Source organism: Oceanicaulis sp. LC35 (assembly GCF_052055585.1).
Classification (GTDB): domain Bacteria; phylum Pseudomonadota; class Alphaproteobacteria; order Caulobacterales; family Maricaulaceae; genus Oceanicaulis.
On sequence record NZ_CP170485.1, the window covers coordinates 3,078,386 to 3,095,842 of the forward strand.

The following is a 17,457-nucleotide window of genomic DNA, read 5'->3' on the forward strand; positions in this document are numbered from 1 at the left end:
GCGTCAGGCGGGTCGTTTGCCCGCCCGTTTTTGTTGTCGCTCGAAGTGTAGAAGCTCGACCACGAACACCGCCAGCCCTGACCAGATGAAAATGAAGGTGGCGAGGTACGCCAGGCTGAAGGGTTCGCCATAAGCCAGCCCGACGATGAACTGCAGGGTAGGGGCGACGAACTGCAACACGCCGATGATCGCAAAGCTCAACCCCCGCGCGCCGGAGAGGAAGAGCAGAAGCGGGACCACGGTCATGGGCCCTGTCATCATCAGCAGGAAGGCCTCGCTCGGACCATTGAAGAAATGGCCCGCCTGCTCACCGCCCTGAATTTCAAACACGGTGAGCACGACGATCGAGGGGATCGCCATGATCAGCGTCTCCCAGAACAGGCCGACACGGGCATCCACCTGAATGGTCTTGCGCACATAGCCATAGGCGGTGAAGGAGCCGGCCATGAACAGGGCCAGAATGGGCAGATGGCCCACGGTGACGATCTGGTTGATCACCCCCAGCACCGCGAGCCCAATGGCGATGGCGCGCAGCTTTGAGAAGCGCTCATGGGCGACGAATACGCCCACCGCCACATTCATCAGCGGGTTGATGTAATAGCCCAGCGAGGCTTCCAGCACGTGGCCTGAGTTGACCGAGAAGATATAGACCCACCAGTTCGCCCCGATCAGGAGCGAGGTGCAGACCAGCAATAACAGCGTCTTGCGGTCATTGAGCACGGCCAGCGCCGGGCCCAGCCGGCGGCTGAGATACAGGATCGCCAGCAAGATGGGCGCGGACCAGACCACCCGTTGCAGCACGATCTCGGTCGGGTTCGCGAACGCCAGGAACTTGTAGAAGATCGGCGACAGGCCCCAGATGAAATAGCCCGAAAAGGCGGCGAGCGCAGCCTGTTTGGGGTCAAGACGGTCGGAAACAGGCGGGGGGAGCTGGCTCATGCAGGCCATTTAGGCGCCGCCTGCCTCCGTGTCATCTCACACCGCTGCGCGTGTCATGATTTATTCGCGTGCGGGTGCTCTTGATGCGATGACCCGGCCCAGCCGCCAGGCCAGCCAGACCGCGCTCCAGACATTTCCAAGCACCGGCAGGGGCAGGATGAACACCAGCGCGATCAGCTTGCTCGGCTCAAACACCCAGATCAGGATCGCGAGCAGCACAAAGCCGAGATACAGATCAATCAGGCTGACCACGCCCCAGGGCTCGGAGACGAGCCAACCCACAGCCTCGCTCAGCGACTGCCCGGCGGTCATCCCCGCCCAGACAATGGCGAGTGCGAGGGCGATAGCGCCGAGGGCTGCGATGATCCGGAAACTCGCTGTCATGTCCCGCTCCTGTGAGGGCCTCACAAGGACATACGGGAGGATGGGCGGTTTGGATTACCCGTCCACTTCGCAGCTGTTCACGCGTTCGCGGTGGTTTTGCGGGAAGCGTCCGATCCAGCATTGGTCAAAGACCGAGCAATAGCAGACCTGCACTTCGGTTTCCCAGCGGGCGGCGTTGAGGCGCTCCCAATAGGCGCGATCAGGCGAGTCTTCAGCGGGCCGGGTGAAGTGGATGAAGCCAGCCTCATCATCGGGCGCCAGCAATTGCGGGGCGACGGTATTGGTCAGTACCTGATTGTCTTCAAAGATCTGTAGGAAAGCCTCTACCCGTCCCTCGGGATCGTCGTCATACCCTTCGACCAGGCTGGCAAAATAGGGGATGGGACCCCGATATGTCTCGCCCTCATGGATGAAGTGCACCCAGCGGATATCGACCGGACCAAGGCCGCGATTGCCGATGTAATAGCTCAGCCGGTGGACCTCTTCACCGCTGTCGTAATTGCCGTGGGAGACCGTGGGGATGGGCAGCACGCTGGCTTCCAGCTGACGCTGCATCACCACGCCCTGATAGACCGCCACAAACAGGGAGGCGACCGAGATGATCGTGACGGCGACCGCCACGATGATCTCGATCAGACGGATGCGGCTTGAGCGCATCCCGGCCTAGTCCCGGTCAGCGTCGGCCACGTCCGGCGTGGTTTTCGGCTCATAGGGCTGGTCGGCGGGATGGCGATAGCAGTCTTCATCCAGCTCGCCTTCCCATTTGGCCACGGCCGTCGCCACGGTGGCGTCGCCGGTGACGTTCAGCGCGGTGCGGGCCATGTCCATGATCCGGTCCACGGGCAGGATGACGCCGACAATGATCGCAACGTGTTCAGGGCTGACATCGAAGGTATTGAGCACGATGGCGAGCAGGAAGAGTGAGGCCGAAGGAATGCCGGCCGCGCCGATCGAGACGATGGCGGCGGTGAAGGCGATCAGGAAATAGTTCGCCAATGTCAGGTCATAGCCGAAGGCCTGAGCCGTGAAGAGCGCCAGAATGCCAAGGTAAAGCGCCGTGCCGTCCATGTTGATGGTGGCGCCCAGCGGCAGCACTGAACCGGCAATGGAGCGTTTGACGCCGAGGTTTTCGGTGGCGTTGGCGATGGTCACCGGCAAGGTGGCGCTGGAGGAGGCGGTGGAATAGGCCACAGCGATGGCGTCCAGCATACCGCGCAGGAAGTTCATCACCGGCAGGCCGAGTACGAAGCGGATAAAGACCCCGTAGACGACCACAGCATGGGTCAGAAGACCCAGATAGACCGCTACGATCAGCACGGCGATGGCGGCCAGGGCTTCTAGGCCCTGCATCGCGACCGTGAAGCTGATCAGCGCAAACACACCAAACGGCGCCACTTCCATCACCAGATGGGTGACTTTCAGGACCACATTGGCAGCCTGGGTGAAGAAATCCCCCACCAGCTTGCCGTCACGGCCCGCCATCAGGATGCCGACGCCCAGAAGCACGGCGAAGAAGATGATCGCGAGCACATCGCCGTCAGCTAAGGCCGCAACGGGATTTTCGGGTATGATCGCGACCAAACGTTCGGCGATTGATGGCGCATCCGTAGATGGCGGTACGGCGTTCGTTGGATTGAAGGTTTCAGCCATCCCTTCGCCGGGACGGAACACCAGGCCAAAAATGATGCCGATGATGTTTGCGAAGAATGTTGTCCCAAAATACAGGGCGAAAGTTTTTAGACCGATAGATCCGAGTTTCTTCGGGTCGCCCATCGCGACGACACCAGAGATGAGCGTCGTAAGGATCAGGGGAACGATCAGCATCTTGATGAGCTGAATGAACGATTTTCCGACCCAGCCAATGCTTTGTTGGATTCGGTAAGCGGCAGCTTTCGAACCTGTAAGCGGATAAACTGTAGCTTCAGGATAGTTGGCCCCGTTCCCGTCAACCCAAGGAGGGCCGTCGTTAACAGATAAGGGCTCGCCATCGCCGTCAATTATGAGTGTGGGGAGTTGCTCGCTCGTATAAGCGACCAGGACTTCACCAGACTCGTTCGTTACTGACCAATTCAAATGTGTGAAGACATTGGACAGTACAGCGCCGAAAATGACGCCGACCACGAGCGCGCCGAGCACGCGCTGCCACAGCGCGATCTTGAACCAACCTCTCATGAAGCCCCTCCCCGGTGGCTGTCATAACAATCGCGCCAGCCTAAGCCCGGATGCGAGGAGGTCAACGATCTGACGCCGTAGGGTTATCAGATATCAATCACGTTTCAGACTGGCGGGTCGCCTGACCGACGGCTTTGAGCACGCCCATGCGCACGCCATAGACCAGCCAGACTACGCCAATGATGAGCATCCAGGGCGCGGTGGGCAGGGCCGGATTGAGCCGCGACAGGATCACCAGCACGCTCGCCATGACCACATGTCCGGCCACGACACGCCAGCTGAGATCGCGATAGCTTTCCGCCATGCGGATCGTGGCTTCGGAAAACCAGCGCCAGGCCCGGTTCACCGAGCCTGAATCCCGCTCCCGGCGGGCCGTTTCGGATTGATCGGGCTGATAGGACATTTTTTCAGGATACGGACTTGTTGAAACCCTGTCAAAATGACGTTTCGTCAGGCCCTGCACAAAAAAACCCGCCTGAGCGGCCGTGTCTGACCGCCCGGCGGGCTCAGGAGAGATCGTGAGATCCGGGTTTAGCCGAGCGCGGCTTCGGCGCGGATCGTCGCGGCGGCCGCGTTCACCACGGAGGCGATGCGGACAGCGGCCTGGATCTGTTCGGTGGTCAGACCCGCCTTGCGCAGCTCGTGCTCATGGGAATCGATGCACATGCCGCAGCCATTGATGGCGGAGACGGCCAGGGACCACAGCTCGAAATCAGCCTTGTCCACGCCCGGATTGCCGATCACGTTCATGCGCAACTTGGCCGGCATGGTTTTGTAATCGCTGGCGGAAACCAGGTGATTGAAGCGGTAGTAGACATTGTTCATGCCCATGATCGAGGCGGCGGCCTTGGCGGCGTTCACCGCTTCGGGGGACAGCTTGTCCCCGACCTCGGCGACAATGTCGTTGAGCGTTTCGCGCTCGCCGACGGCGTAGGCGGAGGCGAGGAAGACGCCATATTTCTTCTGGTCGTCCAGAACGGTTTCGCGGGCCAGGGAGCTGAGGTTCAGCTTGATGTCCTTGGCGTGTTCGGGAAGGCGGTTCTTCAGGGCGTCAAGGCTCATGGCGCGTCCTTTCATTCTTCTGTCGGGTTTGGACCGGCCGTCCGGCAGGGCAGGATCGCCCGTCTCCAGATGGGGGGATGGGTGCGGGCGGGGGACATTGGGCGGCCGGTCCGGCTTTGCTCATGGCGGACCATGAACACAGCGGGGCGGGCCGTCGCCGGACGGCCCCGAAGGGCCGCCCGGTTCGGGTGCGTTCGACCTAGAGCGTGTCGCCGCCAGCCTGACGGTTGCACGGGCACAGTTCGTCGGTCTGAAGGGCGTCGAGGACGCGCAGGGTGTCTTCCGGGTTGCGGCCAACATTGAGGTTGGTCGCGTAGACGTGCTGGATGACGCCATCCGGATCGACGATGTAGGTGTAGCGGTAGGCCACGCCCTCGGGGGAGCGCACGCCCAGGCCATCGACCAGGGAGCCGGTGGTGTCAGCGAACTGCCACTGGTTCAGGCTCTTCAGGTCCGGGTGCTCGCGGCGCCAGGCCAGCTTGCAGAACTCGTTGTCCACAGAGCCGGTCATCACGACGGCGTCACGATCGGAGAACTCGTCTTCGAGGTTCGCGAAGGCCACGATCTCGGTCGGGCAGACGAAGGTGAAGTCCTTCGGATAGAAGACGATGACTTTCCATTTGCCCGCGAAGGACTCATGGGTCACCGGCTCGAAAGCGGACTCGCCGTTTTCTTCGTGCTGATTGAATTTCGGCTTGACGCCGACGACTTCAAATTCGGGGAGCTTGTCGCCAATACCCAGCATGTGTGTCTCTCCTGGCAGGTTTGAATGTTCTGGTGAGGGCGGTTGTTGAGGGGCCGCCCTTCGACGTCGATGGATATGCCCCCGAGCTATCGATAAATCCAATGGATTGTTCCTGTTGCTCCCATAGGATTTATCAATATGCCAATTTAAGGGATTAAAGCCGATATAAAACAGTAAGATGGATCATTGCCGCACCAGAAAAGCCGACTGCAACGGGGCCTTGATCCCCATCCGGGAGGCGCCAAATCCGGTGTATCGGCTCACTCTATGGGCGCCCCTGAATAAATCGATTTGATAAATGTATGGGCCTCGCGTCATCCTGATTGCCATCTAGACGTTCTGATCCGGGAGGACATGACCATGGACGGACACGATAAGACGGCTTCAGGCGGCTGCCCCTTTCACCACGGCGGCAATACCGCAATGGACAAGCCGGTCACCAAATGGTGGCCCAACGCGCTCAATCTCGACATTCTCCATCAGCGCGGCGCACGCACCAATCCGATGGACCCCGACTTTGATTACAAGGCGGCGGTGAAGTCCCTCGACTTCGAGGCGGTGAAAGCCGACGTCAAAGCCCTGCTGCATGACAGCCAGGACTGGTGGCCGGCGGATTGGGGCCATTATGGCGGCCTGATGATCCGGCTCGCCTGGCACTCGGCCGGTTCCTATCGCCTTGCGGATGGCCGCGGCGGCGGCGGTGCGGGCAATATCCGCTTCGCCCCGCTCAACTCCTGGCCCGATAACGCCAGCCTGGACAAGGCGCGTCGCCTGTTATGGCCGGTGAAGAAAAAGTACGGCAACAAGCTCAGCTGGGCCGATCTCATTATCCTGTCGGGCACTGTGGCCTATGAGGATATGGGGCTGGAGACCTTTGGCTTCGGCTTTGGCCGCGAGGATATCTGGGGTCCCGAGACCGATGTCTACTGGGGTTCGGAAGCGGAATGGCTGGCCAAGTCCGAAGAACGCTATGGCGATCTTGAGGACGCCTCCACGCTCGAAAACCCTCTGGCGGCGACCCATATGGGCCTGATCTATGTCAATCCCGAGGGCGTGAACGGCAATCCTGATCCGTTAAAGACCGCCGCCCAGGTGCGCGAAACCTTCAAGCGCATGGCGATGGATGACGAGGAAACCGCAGCCCTCACTTGCGGCGGCCACACTGTGGGCAAGGCCCATGGCAAGGGCGCCGTGGACAAGATCGGCGCGGAGCCGGAAGGCTGTGGTGTGGACTCCCAGGGCTTTGGCTGGGCCAATCCCGGTCATGAGGGCAAGGCGACCAACGCCTTCACCTCCGGCATTGAGGGGGCCTGGACCCAGCATCCCACCCAGTGGGACATGGGCTATTTTGACTATCTGTTCGGCTATGAGTGGGAGCTGAAGAAGTCCCCCGCCGGCGCCTGGCAGTGGGAGCCGGTCAACATGCCCGAGGACCACAAGCCGGTGGACGCCACCGATCCGTCCATTCGCCACAACCCCATCATGACCGATGCGGACATGGCGATGAAGATGGACCCGACCTACAACGCGATCTGCCAGAAATTCCGCAAGGACCCGCAATACTTTGCGGACACGTTCGCGCGGGCCTGGTTCAAGCTCACCCACCGCGATATGGGCCCCAAGGCCAATTATGTCGGCCCCTTCGTGCCGTCCGAGGATTTGATCTGGCAAGACCCGATCCCGGCAGGCCCGACCGGGTATGATGTGGATGCGGTGAAAGCGAAAATCCGCAACAGCGATCTGACCCCGGCCGAGCTGATCGCCACCGCCTGGGACAGCGCCCGCACCTATCGCGGCTCTGACAAGCGCGGCGGCGCCAATGGCGCGCGCATCCGGCTTGCGCCCCAGAAGGACTGGGAGGGCAATGAGCCGCTGCGTCTGCATCGCGTGCTGACCGTGCTCGAACCCATTGCCGAGGAGACCGGCGCGTCAGTCGCTGATGTCATCGTGCTGGGCGGCGTTGTGGGTCTGGAAGACGCCATCGCCAAAGCCGGCTCTGATGTGGCTGTGCCCTTCGCGCCCGGTCGCGGCGATGCAACCGCCGCGCAGACCGATGCGGACTCCTTTGAGCCGCTCGAACCGCTGGCGGATGGCTTCCGCAACTGGATGAAAGAGCGCTATGCGGTCAGCGCCGAGGAATTGATGCTTGATCGCGCCCAGCTTCTGGGCCTGACGGCGCATGAGATGACGGTGCTTGTGGGCGGCCTGCGCGTGCTGGGCGTCAATCACAACGGATCGTCCCATGGCGTCTTCACCGACCGCGTCGGACAGCTGACCACAGACTTCTTCGTCAATCTCACCGACATGGCCAATAGCTGGCATCCGGTTGAGAACGGGCTCTATGAAGTGCGTGACCGCAAGACCGGCGCCGTGAAGTGGAGTGCGACGAGCGCCGATCTGGTGTTCGGCTCGAACTCCATCCTGCGCGCCTATGCCGAGGTCTATGCCCAGGACGACAATAAAGAGAAGTTCGTCAAGGACTTCGTCGCCGCCTGGACCAAGGTCATGAATAATGACCGGTTCGATCTGAACTAGACCAGTAAGGGAGCGCTCCTGTTTCAGGGGCGCTCCTTCATGACTGACCCCAGCCGATCAGGACGCCGAATGAGCAGCCATCTGCCCACGCTTCGACAACTCACCTTTCTTCTGGCCCTGGCCGAGCACGGCTCGTTCTCTCGCGCCGCCGAAGCCGCCCATGTCACCCAGCCCACCCTGTCCGCCGGGATCAAGGAGCTGGAGACGATACTGGGCGCGACGCTGGTGGAGCGCGGCGCCCGGGGCGCCGCCCTGACGCCGGCTGGCGAAGCCGCCGTGTCGCGGGCGCGGATCGTGCTGACCGAGGCCGAGGATCTGGTGCATATGGCGCGGGCGGCGGGCGAGCCCTTGTCCGGCCCGTTCCGGTTGGGGGTCATCCCCACCATTGCGCCCTTCTTGCTGCCCAAAGCCCTGCCCAGCCTGCGCGAGCAGTATCCCAAGCTGGAATTGTTCCTGCGCGAGGATCTGACCCATCGCCTTGTGGAGGCGCTCAAGGATCGGCGTCTGGATGCGGCCCTGATCGCCCTTCCCTATGACGCGCCGGGGATCGAGACGACGGGGCTTCTGGAAGACGAGTTCCTGTTCGCGGCGACCCCGGACCATCCGCTCGCCAAGGTGGACAAGCTCAGTCCGGCCATGCTGGCCGATGAGCCGCTCTTGCTGCTCGAGGATGGTCATTGCCTGCGCGACCACGCCCTGTCGGTGTGTTCAGCCAGCAGGCCTGACACCAATGACGCCCGATCGGACTTCGCCGCCACCTCGCTGCACACGCTGGTGCAGATGGTGAAATCGGGGCTCGGCGCGACGCTGCTGCCCAAACTCGCCATTGATGCGGGGCTGGCGGACCGGCTTGATCTGGCCATCCGCCCGTTTGATCCGCCTGTGGCTGGCCGGGAAATCGGCGTCGCCTGGCGCAAGGGCAGCGCCCGCGAACACGAAGCGCGCATGCTGGCCGATGCGGTGCGAGAGGCGCTGAAGGGGTAGGGGGAGGCGCTGAATTCCCGGGCGAGCAAAGCGAAGACCCGGGACCTTGTTCCGCATAAAGCGCCTTATCCTGATGGAGGCCCCGGCTCGGCGCTGCGCTTGGCCGGGGTTTCACTCAAATCCAACAAAAAACCCCGGCGTTTCCGCCGGGGTTTTCGTTTGCGCCGGGCGCAGACCCTAGTCGGGGCGGCCCAGAATGATGGTGCCGTTGGTGCCGCCAAAGCCGAAGGAGTTCGACAGCACGGTGTTGAGCTCGGCCTGTTTCGTCTCGGTGACGATGGGCAGATCGGCCAGTTCAGGATCCATCTCGTCGATATTGATGGAGGGGGCGATGAAGCCCTCTTTCATCATCAGCAGCGAGTAGATCGCTTCCTGAACGCCCGCCGCGCCCAGCGAGTGGCCGGACATGGATTTGGTCGCCGACAGGGCCGGGACATCCTTGCCGAACACCGCGCGCAGGCCTTCAGATTCCTTCACATCGCCCACAGGCGTAGAGGTGGCGTGCGGGTTGATGTAGTCGATCTTGCGGCCCTTGGCTTCTTTGAGCGCAATCTGCATGCAGCGCGCTGCGCCTTCGCCGGACGGCTGGACCATGTCGTGGCCGTCAGACGTCGCGCCATAGCCGAGCACTTCGGCGTAGATAGTTGCGCCGCGCGCTTTCGCCCGCTCATACTCTTCGAGCACCACAATGCCGGCGCCGCCGGCGATGACGAAGCCGTCGCGGTTCTTGTCGAACGCGCGCGAGGCCACAGCCGGGGTGTCGTTATAGTTCGAACTCATGGCGCCCATGGCGTCAAACAGGTTCGAGAGCGCCCAGTGCAGCTCTTCGCCGCCGCCTGCGAACATCACGTCCTGCTTGCCCCACTGGATCTGCTCTGCGGCCGCGCCCATGCAGTGCAGGGACGTGGTGCAGGCCGAGCTGATCGAATAGTTCAGGCCCTTGATCTTGAACGGGGTGGCGAGCGTCGCCGAGCCCGTCGAGCACATGGCTTTGGGCACCGCGAACGGACCGATGCGCTTGGGCCCCTTTTCGCGGGTGATGTCGGCGGCTTTCACGATGGCTTCCACAGACGGACCGCCCGTGCCCACGATCAGGCCGGTGCGCTCGTTGGAGACATCGCTGTCTTCAAGCCCTGCATCGGCGATGGCCTGCTGCATGGACATGTACGCCCAGCCCGCGCCTTCGCCCATGAAGCGATAGGCGCGCTTGTCCACATGCTCGGACGGATCGGCCTTGGGACGCGCATGCACCTGGCATTTGAAGCCCAGCTCTGCGTATTCGGGTGCAGCGATGACGCCGGACTTGCCCGCTTTCAGACTGGCGGCGACTTCCTGCGCGTTATCGCCAATGGATGAAACAATGCCGATACCGGTGACGACGACACGCCTCATGCTTGCTCTCCGCCCTTGTTGGTTGCTTCAGGCTGGAACAGACCCACCCGCATATCCTTGGCGGTGTAGATCGTGGTTCCGTCCGCCTCTACGTGACCATCGGCAATGCCGAGCACAAGGCGACGATTGATCACACGCTTGAGATCAATGACATAGCGGACCTTTTTCACATGCGGTTCGATCTGGCCGGTGAATTTCACCTCGCCCACGCCGAGCGCGCGGCCTTTGCCCGGCGCGCCGGTCCAGCCCAGATAGAAGCCCACCAGTTGCCACATGGCGTCCAGGCCCAGACAGCCCGGCATCACCGGATCGCCTTTGAAGTGGCATTCGAAGAACCACAGATCCGGGTTCACATCGAGTTCGGCGATCAGATGGCCTTTGCCATAGGCGCCGCCATCGGAGCTGATCTCGGTGATGCGATCAAACATCAGCATGGGGGGCAGCGGCAATTGCGCATTGCCGGGACCAAACAGATCGCCTTTGCCGCAGGCGATCAGGTCATCGTAATCATAGCTGTTTTTCTGGTCTGTCATGGGGTCCGTCGAGCCGGTCCGGCCAAGTGAGCCGGGGTCGGAAGTTGCGGCGAACGCGCCAGCGCTGCACGGAGATCGCACCGCGCCAGGCTCTCATCCTGGGTTCAGATCCGTCAGTCGGCTGAAGCGGAGTTTTCCGGGCCCGCCCCGAGCGCGTCTGGTTCAGACGCAGAGCGGTAGCATGACGTTTGCCCCCCCTCAAGCGCGGGGGTCGGCTGGGTCTCTTCGGGATAGACGCCCCAGAAGGCGTCTGAACGGGCCCAACCGCGACGGTCATCAGCCTCCAGACGGCACCAGCCGGCGCGGCAGCGTTCCAGCCAGAGCACTGCGCCCGCTTCCACATCCGCGATCAGGGAGGCGGTTTCGTCCGGTCTCGACAACAGGCGTGTCGCCTCTGTCGCCCAGACCGACCGGCGACCGGTCAGGGTGCGACGATGCATCCACACCTCCTCGCCCTCGGGATCGCGCACCCGGCGCCAGTCAGGGGTCTCGGCGACCACCTCCATGGGCAGGCCCTTGCGCTGGTACAGCCAGGCGACGGGGTGGGTGAAAGAGGGTCCGGCCCGCCCCCGGGTCTCGTTGTATTTCAGCGAGACAAAACGGGGCACCGGCAGTCCGGAGAACGTGTCACAGGTTTGCGCGCTTGCGGGGTGAGAGGTCATCAGCCCCCCCAGCAGCAAGATCAGTGCAAACAGCGTCCGCATGGCGTTCCGTCATCTCCGGCCAGAGTGAATCACCGCACAAACGTGAAGGGGCATGATTAAGATTGTTTTTCGCTAGGGCTGGATATGCGGCCCGGACGCACCCATCTTGCGCCCAGATTGCAGCTTTCGGGGAAACCGTCATGATCCGCACCGCTCTTGTCGCCAGCCTGGCTCTGACCGCTACGGCGCACGCCCAGTCGGAGAACCAGGTCTATGTGGAGACCACCGATCTGGGTTCCGGGCTCTACATGCTCGCCACCAATCAGGCCGGTAATGTGGGCGTGAGTGTGGGCGAGGACGGGGTGTTCATGATCGACACCCAGATGGAGCGCTTTGCGCCCGCTATCGACGCGGCACAGCGCGCCGTGTCCGGCGACCGCGCCGTGGATCAGGTGCTCAACACCCACCTTCACGGCGACCACGTGCTGGGTAACGCCTATTTCGCCGAGCAGGGCGCGGTCATCATGGCCCATCCCAGCGTGCGCGACGGCCTGATGAACCCTGTCACGGCCCAGCTGACCGGCTCCACCCCTGAACCTCTGTCCGGCGGCTATCTGCCGACCGTGGACGTCAATGACGGGGATGTGGTCACGATTAATGGCCTGACCGCTCATCTGCACCATACCCCGGCGGCCCACACCAATGGTGATATCTTCGTCGTGTTTGAAGACGCCAATGTGATCCATGCCGGCGATCTGCTGTTCTCGGGCTGGTTCCCCTATATCGATCTCGACAATGGCGGCACGGTGGATGGCTATATCGCTGGCATGCAGGCCATTGTGGATGTGGCGGACGCCGACACGCAGATCATTCCCGGCCATGGTCCGCTCTCGACCGAAGCCGATCTGGAAGCCAGCATCATCATGCTGACCGAGGCGAAGGCCCGGGTTCAGGCGCTGGTCGATCAAGGCCTCAATCTGCAGCAGGTTCAGGACGCGGCGCCGCTGGCGGACTTCCATGACGACTGGAATTGGGGTTTCATCACCACCGAACGCATGGTCTGGACGCTGTATCGGGATATCACCGGTGAAACCGAATAAGATTCAAACCGTCTGGATGCCGGAACCGCGCATCCTGACCCTGATCATCATGATCGCTCTGGTGATGGGGCTGGTGTTTTCCAGCCTCCTCGGCAGCTGGGTGTATGGCGGCGCCGTGGGGCTGATGTTCGCCGGCGGCATCTATCTGTTCGTCGTGGTCAACGCCCGGCGCGCCGCCAGAACCCTGGCCCAGCATCATCACGGCAAGCATCGCGGCCGGATCTGACGCTTGCTGTCACAGTCCAGTTCGGGGTAGGGAAGGGACAAATTGTCCCAGGCTTTCCCTCGATGTTCGCCAACACCGCAACCTATCCGCGCCGCCGCGCCGATCTGACCCTTCTCAGCTTCATGGTGCTGGGAATGGCGGTGGCGCTTGTTGTCGGCGTGCTGGGGCGCAGCTTTACGCTGGCTGTGCTGCTGGGCCTTGCGCCCGGCCTGCTCCTGGGCGGGGTCGCCTGGTTCCGCATCAAGCGCGGGGGCTGCGGGGGCTGTCAGTTCTGCCCGATGCGCAAGCCGGGCAGCTGCGGGATGCCGGCAGACTGACCGTCCGCATCCGGCCGGACAATCCGTCATAAAAGCCGATCCGGCCCAGTAGCGGCTCGCCTGCGCACGAAATCAGCTTGATCGCCTCCATCGCCATCATCGAGCCAATGACGCCAGTCAGCGCCCCCACCACGCCCATGACGGCGCAGTCCTCGGCGTCCGGCGGGGTTTCCGGCACCCAGCACTGATAACAGGGGGCGCCCGGCTTCAAATGCGGCGCGAAGACGCCTACTTGCCCTTCCCAACGCCCCACGGCGCCCGACACCAGCGGGATGCGGGCCTTGATGGCGGCGCGGTTCACCGCAAAGCGGGTGTCAAAGTCATCACAGCCGTCGAGCACCAGGTCAGCATCGGACAGAAGGTCCGGCAGGGTCTCGTCCGTCGCCTTCAGGTTCACCGCCTCCACCTCGACGCCCGGATCGAGGGCGTTGAGCGCGGCTTTCGCCCGCTCCACCTTGCTGGCGTTTACATCGTCGGTCCGAAACAGGATCTGGCGCTGGAGATTGCTCAGCGACACCGTATCAGCATCAACAATGCGCACATGTCCGACGCCCGCCGCGGCGAGATAGAGCAAGGCCGGCGCGCCCAGCCCGCCGGCGCCAATCACGGTGATGCGGGCGCGGCTCAGTTTCTGCTGGCCGGGACCGCCCAGCTCTTTGAGCACGATGTGTCGGGCATGTCGTTTGACGTCAACGGCCATGTGGGTCAGACCTGATGCTTGCGGGACGGATGGGCAAAGCCTCTGCTCAGCCTGTGTTCATGAGGACCAGTCTAGCCTAGCCTGAACCGCCAACCATGGGGATGCACAGATGAAATACCTGATCACCGCCGCTCTGGGCCTGTTGGTCGCTGCCTGCGCGACCGCTGAAGGCTATCGCCAGCATATGAGCCAGCTGATCGGGCGCAGCCAGGATGTGGTGCTGGTCGAGTTCGGCTCCCCGGACCGTGTGGACGAGCTGAGCGATGGCGGCGAGGTCTGGAGCTATATGCGCGAGGAACAGCAGGTGATTCCGGGCGGCTATCGCACCATCCCCAATGAACGCCGGGTCACCTATGTGGATTCCAATGGCGAGCGGCACACCCGCATCGAGCGCTATGACGAGACGGTCTATGAGCCTGACGAGGCGCGCTGGGTGCAATGTGAGACCCGGATCGTGATCGACCCGGCAGGCATCGTGCGGGACTTCCGTTTTGTGGGCGATGGCTGCGTGGCTGAAGAGCTGTACTGACCCGGCCCGCTCACTGGCGGCAGGGCGCGAAACAGGCCAAGGTCGGGCTCTGTCAAAGGAGCCCGCACCGTGCTGACCCCTCGCCCCGCCTTCACCCTGTCGCCTGACCAGCAGGCGGTTGTCGATTACGCCATCAAGGGCGGCTCGCACCTGTTCCTGACCGGCCGGGCGGGAACGGGTAAAACCACGGTCACACGCGCCATTCTGGACCGATTGGGCCCGCAAGCGGCGGTGGTCGCGCCCACGGGCGTCGCCGCCATGAATGCAGGCGGGCAGACCCTGCACAGCTTTTTCCGCCTGCCGCCGCGCCTGATCACGCCGGGCGATATCCGCCGCTTGCGCAATGCGCGTACGGTGAAGGCGCTGACCACTTTGGTGATCGACGAGATCTCCATGGTCCGCTCGGACATGATGCAGGCGGTCGATTTCTCGCTGCGCCTCAACCGCGACAGCAATGAGCCCTTTGGCGGCGTGCGCATTATTCTGGTGGGGGATCTCGCCCAGCTGCCCCCGATTGCGCAGGGCGAGGAGGGCATGTTCCTGGAAGAGACTTATGGCGGTCCCTTCTTCTTTCATGCGCCCGCCTTCCGCGATGCCGGCTTCACCATGGTGGAGCTGACCGAGGTTCACCGTCAGGCCGATCCTGAATTTGTCGAAGTGCTGAACGCTGTGCGGGATGGCGAGCTCAACGATGATCTCGCTGAAATCCTCAATGCGCGCGTCACCGGCCGGATCGGGCTTGAAGCCTCAGGCACCCATGTGGTGCTGACCCCCACCAATGAAGCGGCCTCCTCCATCAACCGCGCCCGGCTTGAAGGCCTGCGCGGGGAGCCGCGCGGCTTTTCGGGCAAGGTGGAAGGCGAGTTTGACCCGCGGCTTTTCCCCACTGATGACCCGCTAATCCTCAAGGTGGGCGCGCGGGTGATGATGATCCGCAATGATCCGGGCGGGCGCTATGTGAACGGCTCGATCGGCGAGGTTCTGGGCTTCACCTCCGAAGGCGTGAAGGTTCATGTGAACGATCAGACCGTCACCATCGAGCCGGTCAGCTGGGAGCGTATCCGCTATGCGGCGGACGGCTCTTCGAGCAAACTCAAGCGCGAGACCATCGGCTCTTACGTGCAGTATCCGCTCCGGCTGGCCTGGGCGATGACCATTCACAAGGCGCAGGGCCTGACGCTGGACAAGGTCTATCTCGACGTGTCCCGCCGCCTGTTCGCCCATGGTCAGGCCTATGTGGCGCTGTCCCGCGCCCGCTCGCTGGAAGGGCTTGAGCTGTCGCGCGCCCTGCGTCCGTCCGACATCATCACCGATCAGCGCCTGTTTGATGTGAAAGCCTTCTGTGATCCCGCGCCACTGGGGATTGGCGGATGACGCCAGAGGCTGCGCAAACCGCGCTGGGGGTTGATGCGTACGGGCTCAACCGACTGGTCGCCCAGGGCGAATTCGCCGGGGCGCTGGAGGAGCGCAGCGTCAAACGCCTTGCCGAACAACGCCAGCGCGTGCGCGCTCAGGCGCTCAAGGAGCTTGCTGCAATCGATGGCCCGCATCTGGCGCCGTCGAGCTCTGACGCGCCGGTGATTGGCTTGCCTGATCCTGTGGCCCTGCCGGAAGACTTTGATCGCCCGGCGGTGTTTCTCGACGCCTGCGTGCTGGCGGGCGCCATCCGGCGGCATTTGGTGCTGGCGCTGGCCGATGCCGGGTTCTTCTATCCGCGCTGGTCCGAGAAAGTCCTGTTCGAGACCGGCCACGCCCATGCGCGCATTGTGGATGGCAAGCCGGATAGGGACGGGCCCGGTGAGGCCTCCCATCTCGTGATGGCGCTTGAGCATGCCTATCCGGAGGCTCTCGTGCCGACCGAGGACGCGATGGCGATAAAGGTGACCGGCAAGCTGCCCGATCCGGACGACGCCCATGTGATGCAGGCCGCCAGCGCCGGTCAGGCGCGGGTGATCCTCACTGAAAACATGAAAGATTTTCCCCGCGCGACGCTGAAACCGCTCGGGCTCTATGCGCGCCCGTCCGGGGACTTTATCGCGTCCCGTCTGGGTCTTGCGCCTGACGCTGCGCGCGCCGCGCTTCTGTCCGCCGCACACAGGCTGGGTCTCAGCGCCCCGCGCTTTGCGCTGGCGCTACAACGCTCGCGCTTGGGGTCATTGGCGAAGAAGCTGCGTGTCTAGACGCCCGTCGAGCCGAAGCCGCCGGTTCCGCGTGCGGTTTCATCGAGCGCGTCGACCGGGTTCCAGCTGATCTGGGTGAACTGGCCGATCACCATCTGGGCGATGCGTTCGCCGCGCTGGACCACGAACGGCTCCTTGCCGTGATTGATCAGGTTCACATGCAATTCGCCGCGATAATCGGCGTCCACCGTGCCGGGCGTGTTCACACAGGAAATGCCCTTCTTGGCGGCAAGGCCCGAGCGGGGGCGGATCTGGGCTTCATAGCCCTGGGGCAGCGCAATGCAGATGCCGGTGGGGATGAGTTTCCATTCGCCCGGTTCGATCACCACGGGCGCATCGGCGGGCACGGCGGCGGGCAGGTCAAGACCGGCGGACCCCGCCGTCTGATAGGCCGGAAGCTCAAGGCCTTCGAAATGGTCGAGCGTTTTGACATTCAGCTTCATGACGTACCCCTTCCCGCCGTGTGATCAGACGGGAAGGGGTAACGTCAGTCGGCGTTGAAGTCAGCTGTCTTGTTCGGCTTCGGCCCTCAGCAGCGCATCCAGCGCCTGTTCGCTTTCAGCAAAGCCCTCAAGCGCGCCGATGATGCCGGTGCGTTCATCGTCACTCAGGCCGCCCTGGGCCATCTGGACGCGATATTGCGGCTCCATCATCTCGCCGTTCTCGTCTTCCATGGCCGGCTGGAAGCCGAGGATCAGCATCTGGGCGTCTTCGCCCTCGCCGGTCGAGATCAGAAGCGGGGTCGAGTGATAGCGCACCAGCTCGAAATCATTCGGGCGCGGCACGATGCTGTCACGCTCACACGCGATGGCGTTCGCGCCTTCGGCCAGCGGCGGTTCGTCCATAAGCCCGTCCAGATCCGCGGCTTCGGTGACGGTGTAGCCCACCATGGGGACCGGCTCCTGGCCGGAGCCTTGCGGGTAAATCGAATAGCAGTCCGCCTGTGCGGCGGTCGCGCCAAGGCCGGCAAGCGCGAGGGCAGTCAGTACGGTTTTCATGTCAGGTCCTGAGTTTG

Annotated in this window: 21 protein-coding genes; 8 read left to right on the forward strand and 13 right to left on the reverse strand. The window is 63.0% G+C overall.

All coding sequences use genetic code 11. The features are described from left to right. Positions 1-3: 3 nt before the first annotated feature. The 7 genes from rarD to ACFELO_RS14605 all read right to left on the reverse strand — a co-directional run bounded on the left by rarD (position 4) and on the right by ACFELO_RS14605 (position 5,302). On the reverse strand, positions 4-939 hold the full coding sequence (gene rarD / locus ACFELO_RS14575; RefSeq protein WP_440958494.1) for an EamA family transporter RarD: 936 nt from the start codon (positions 937-939) through the stop codon (positions 4-6). 60 nt (positions 940-999) lie between these two features. Continuing rightward, positions 1,000-1,323: a hypothetical protein gene (locus ACFELO_RS14580; protein WP_440958495.1), complete on the reverse strand. Its 324-nt coding sequence runs from the start codon at positions 1,321-1,323 to the stop codon at positions 1,000-1,002. A gap of 54 nt (positions 1,324-1,377) precedes the next feature. After that, positions 1,378-1,980, reverse strand: a complete 603-nt coding sequence (locus ACFELO_RS14585) for a hypothetical protein (RefSeq protein WP_440958496.1) — start codon at positions 1,978-1,980, stop codon at positions 1,378-1,380. 6 nt (positions 1,981-1,986) lie between these two features. Next, positions 1,987-3,495 (reverse strand): dicarboxylate/amino acid:cation symporter, encoded by a 1,509-nt coding sequence (locus ACFELO_RS14590; RefSeq protein WP_440958497.1) that lies wholly within the window; start codon positions 3,493-3,495, stop codon positions 1,987-1,989. A gap of 97 nt (positions 3,496-3,592) precedes the next feature. Further along, positions 3,593-3,898 (reverse strand): hypothetical protein, encoded by a 306-nt coding sequence (locus ACFELO_RS14595; RefSeq protein WP_440958498.1) that lies wholly within the window; start codon positions 3,896-3,898, stop codon positions 3,593-3,595. 128 nt (positions 3,899-4,026) lie between these two features. Further along, the gene (locus tag ACFELO_RS14600; RefSeq protein ID WP_440958499.1) at positions 4,027-4,557 is read right to left on the reverse strand and encodes a carboxymuconolactone decarboxylase family protein; all 531 of its coding nucleotides are present in this window, start codon (positions 4,555-4,557) and stop codon (positions 4,027-4,029) included. A 199-nt stretch (positions 4,558-4,756) separates the two neighbouring features. Continuing rightward, the gene (locus ACFELO_RS14605; RefSeq protein WP_440958500.1) at positions 4,757-5,302 is read right to left on the reverse strand and encodes a peroxiredoxin; all 546 of its coding nucleotides are present in this window, start codon (positions 5,300-5,302) and stop codon (positions 4,757-4,759) included. 360 nt (positions 5,303-5,662) lie between these two features. On the opposite strand from ACFELO_RS14605, the gene katG reads away from it, so the two are divergent. Both katG and ACFELO_RS14615 read left to right on the forward strand, forming a co-directional pair. Then, positions 5,663-7,837 (forward strand): catalase/peroxidase HPI, encoded by a 2,175-nt coding sequence (gene katG / locus ACFELO_RS14610; RefSeq protein ID WP_440958501.1) that lies wholly within the window; start codon positions 5,663-5,665, stop codon positions 7,835-7,837. A gap of 69 nt (positions 7,838-7,906) precedes the next feature. Next, positions 7,907-8,821 (forward strand): hydrogen peroxide-inducible genes activator, encoded by a 915-nt coding sequence (locus ACFELO_RS14615; protein WP_440958502.1) that lies wholly within the window; start codon positions 7,907-7,909, stop codon positions 8,819-8,821. 177 nt (positions 8,822-8,998) lie between these two features. Here the strand turns inward: ACFELO_RS14615 and fabB are convergent, their stop codons facing one another. The 3 genes from fabB to ACFELO_RS14630 form a co-directional block, all read right to left on the reverse strand. Next, entirely contained in the window at positions 8,999-10,213 is a 1,215-nt protein-coding gene (gene fabB / locus ACFELO_RS14620; protein ID WP_440958503.1) for a beta-ketoacyl-ACP synthase I, read from the reverse strand. Next, positions 10,210-10,746: a bifunctional 3-hydroxydecanoyl-ACP dehydratase/trans-2-decenoyl-ACP isomerase gene (fabA, locus tag ACFELO_RS14625; RefSeq protein ID WP_440958504.1), complete on the reverse strand. Its 537-nt coding sequence runs from the start codon at positions 10,744-10,746 to the stop codon at positions 10,210-10,212. Before fabA ends, fabB begins: the two co-directional genes overlap by 4 nt. Before the next feature lie 113 nt (positions 10,747-10,859). Further along, positions 10,860-11,450, reverse strand: coding sequence for an SH3 domain-containing protein (locus ACFELO_RS14630; RefSeq protein ID WP_440958505.1), 591 nt, complete (start codon positions 11,448-11,450; stop codon positions 10,860-10,862). 140 nt (positions 11,451-11,590) lie between these two features. On the opposite strand from ACFELO_RS14630, the gene ACFELO_RS14635 reads away from it, so the two are divergent. The 3 genes from ACFELO_RS14635 (at position 11,591) to ACFELO_RS14645 (ending at position 13,033) form a co-directional block, all read left to right on the forward strand. Beyond that, on the forward strand, positions 11,591-12,490 hold the full coding sequence (locus tag ACFELO_RS14635; RefSeq protein WP_440958506.1) for an MBL fold metallo-hydrolase: 900 nt from the start codon (positions 11,591-11,593) through the stop codon (positions 12,488-12,490). Beyond that, a complete protein-coding gene (locus ACFELO_RS14640; protein WP_440958507.1) occupies positions 12,477-12,716 on the forward strand; it encodes a hypothetical protein in 240 nt (79 codons plus the stop codon). The genes ACFELO_RS14635 and ACFELO_RS14640 overlap by 14 nt, the downstream gene beginning before the upstream one ends. Before the next feature lie 62 nt (positions 12,717-12,778). Next, positions 12,779-13,033, forward strand: a complete 255-nt coding sequence (locus tag ACFELO_RS14645) for a hypothetical protein (protein WP_440958508.1) — start codon at positions 12,779-12,781, stop codon at positions 13,031-13,033. Here ACFELO_RS14645 and ACFELO_RS14650 read toward each other — a convergent pair. Then, positions 12,957-13,733 carry a HesA/MoeB/ThiF family protein gene (locus ACFELO_RS14650; RefSeq protein WP_440958509.1) on the reverse strand — a complete coding sequence of 259 codons (777 nt, stop codon included), beginning with the start codon at positions 13,731-13,733 and terminating at the stop codon, positions 12,957-12,959. The genes ACFELO_RS14645 and ACFELO_RS14650 overlap by 77 nt on opposite strands. 109 nt (positions 13,734-13,842) lie before the next feature. On the opposite strand from ACFELO_RS14650, the gene ACFELO_RS14655 reads away from it, so the two are divergent. The 3 genes from ACFELO_RS14655 (at position 13,843) to ACFELO_RS14665 (ending at position 16,442) form a co-directional block, all read left to right on the forward strand. After that, positions 13,843-14,262 (forward strand): hypothetical protein, encoded by a 420-nt coding sequence (locus tag ACFELO_RS14655; RefSeq protein WP_440958510.1) that lies wholly within the window; start codon positions 13,843-13,845, stop codon positions 14,260-14,262. Between the two features lie 69 nt (positions 14,263-14,331). Further along, complete coding sequence (locus tag ACFELO_RS14660) at positions 14,332-15,636, forward strand: ATP-dependent DNA helicase (RefSeq protein WP_440958511.1); 1,305 nt, start codon at positions 14,332-14,334, stop codon at positions 15,634-15,636. Then, on the forward strand, positions 15,633-16,442 hold the full coding sequence (locus ACFELO_RS14665) for a PIN domain-containing protein (RefSeq protein WP_440958512.1): 810 nt from the start codon (positions 15,633-15,635) through the stop codon (positions 16,440-16,442). Before ACFELO_RS14660 ends, ACFELO_RS14665 begins: the two co-directional genes overlap by 4 nt. On the opposite strand, the gene dut is transcribed toward ACFELO_RS14665, so the two are convergent. Beyond that, positions 16,439-16,885 carry a dUTP diphosphatase gene (gene dut, locus ACFELO_RS14670; RefSeq protein WP_440958513.1) on the reverse strand — a complete coding sequence of 149 codons (447 nt, stop codon included), beginning with the start codon at positions 16,883-16,885 and terminating at the stop codon, positions 16,439-16,441. The genes ACFELO_RS14665 and dut overlap by 4 nt on opposite strands. 60 nt (positions 16,886-16,945) lie before the next feature. Next, positions 16,946-17,440, reverse strand: a complete 495-nt coding sequence (locus ACFELO_RS14675; protein ID WP_440958514.1) for a hypothetical protein — start codon at positions 17,438-17,440, stop codon at positions 16,946-16,948. Positions 17,441-17,457 lie beyond the last annotated feature (17 nt).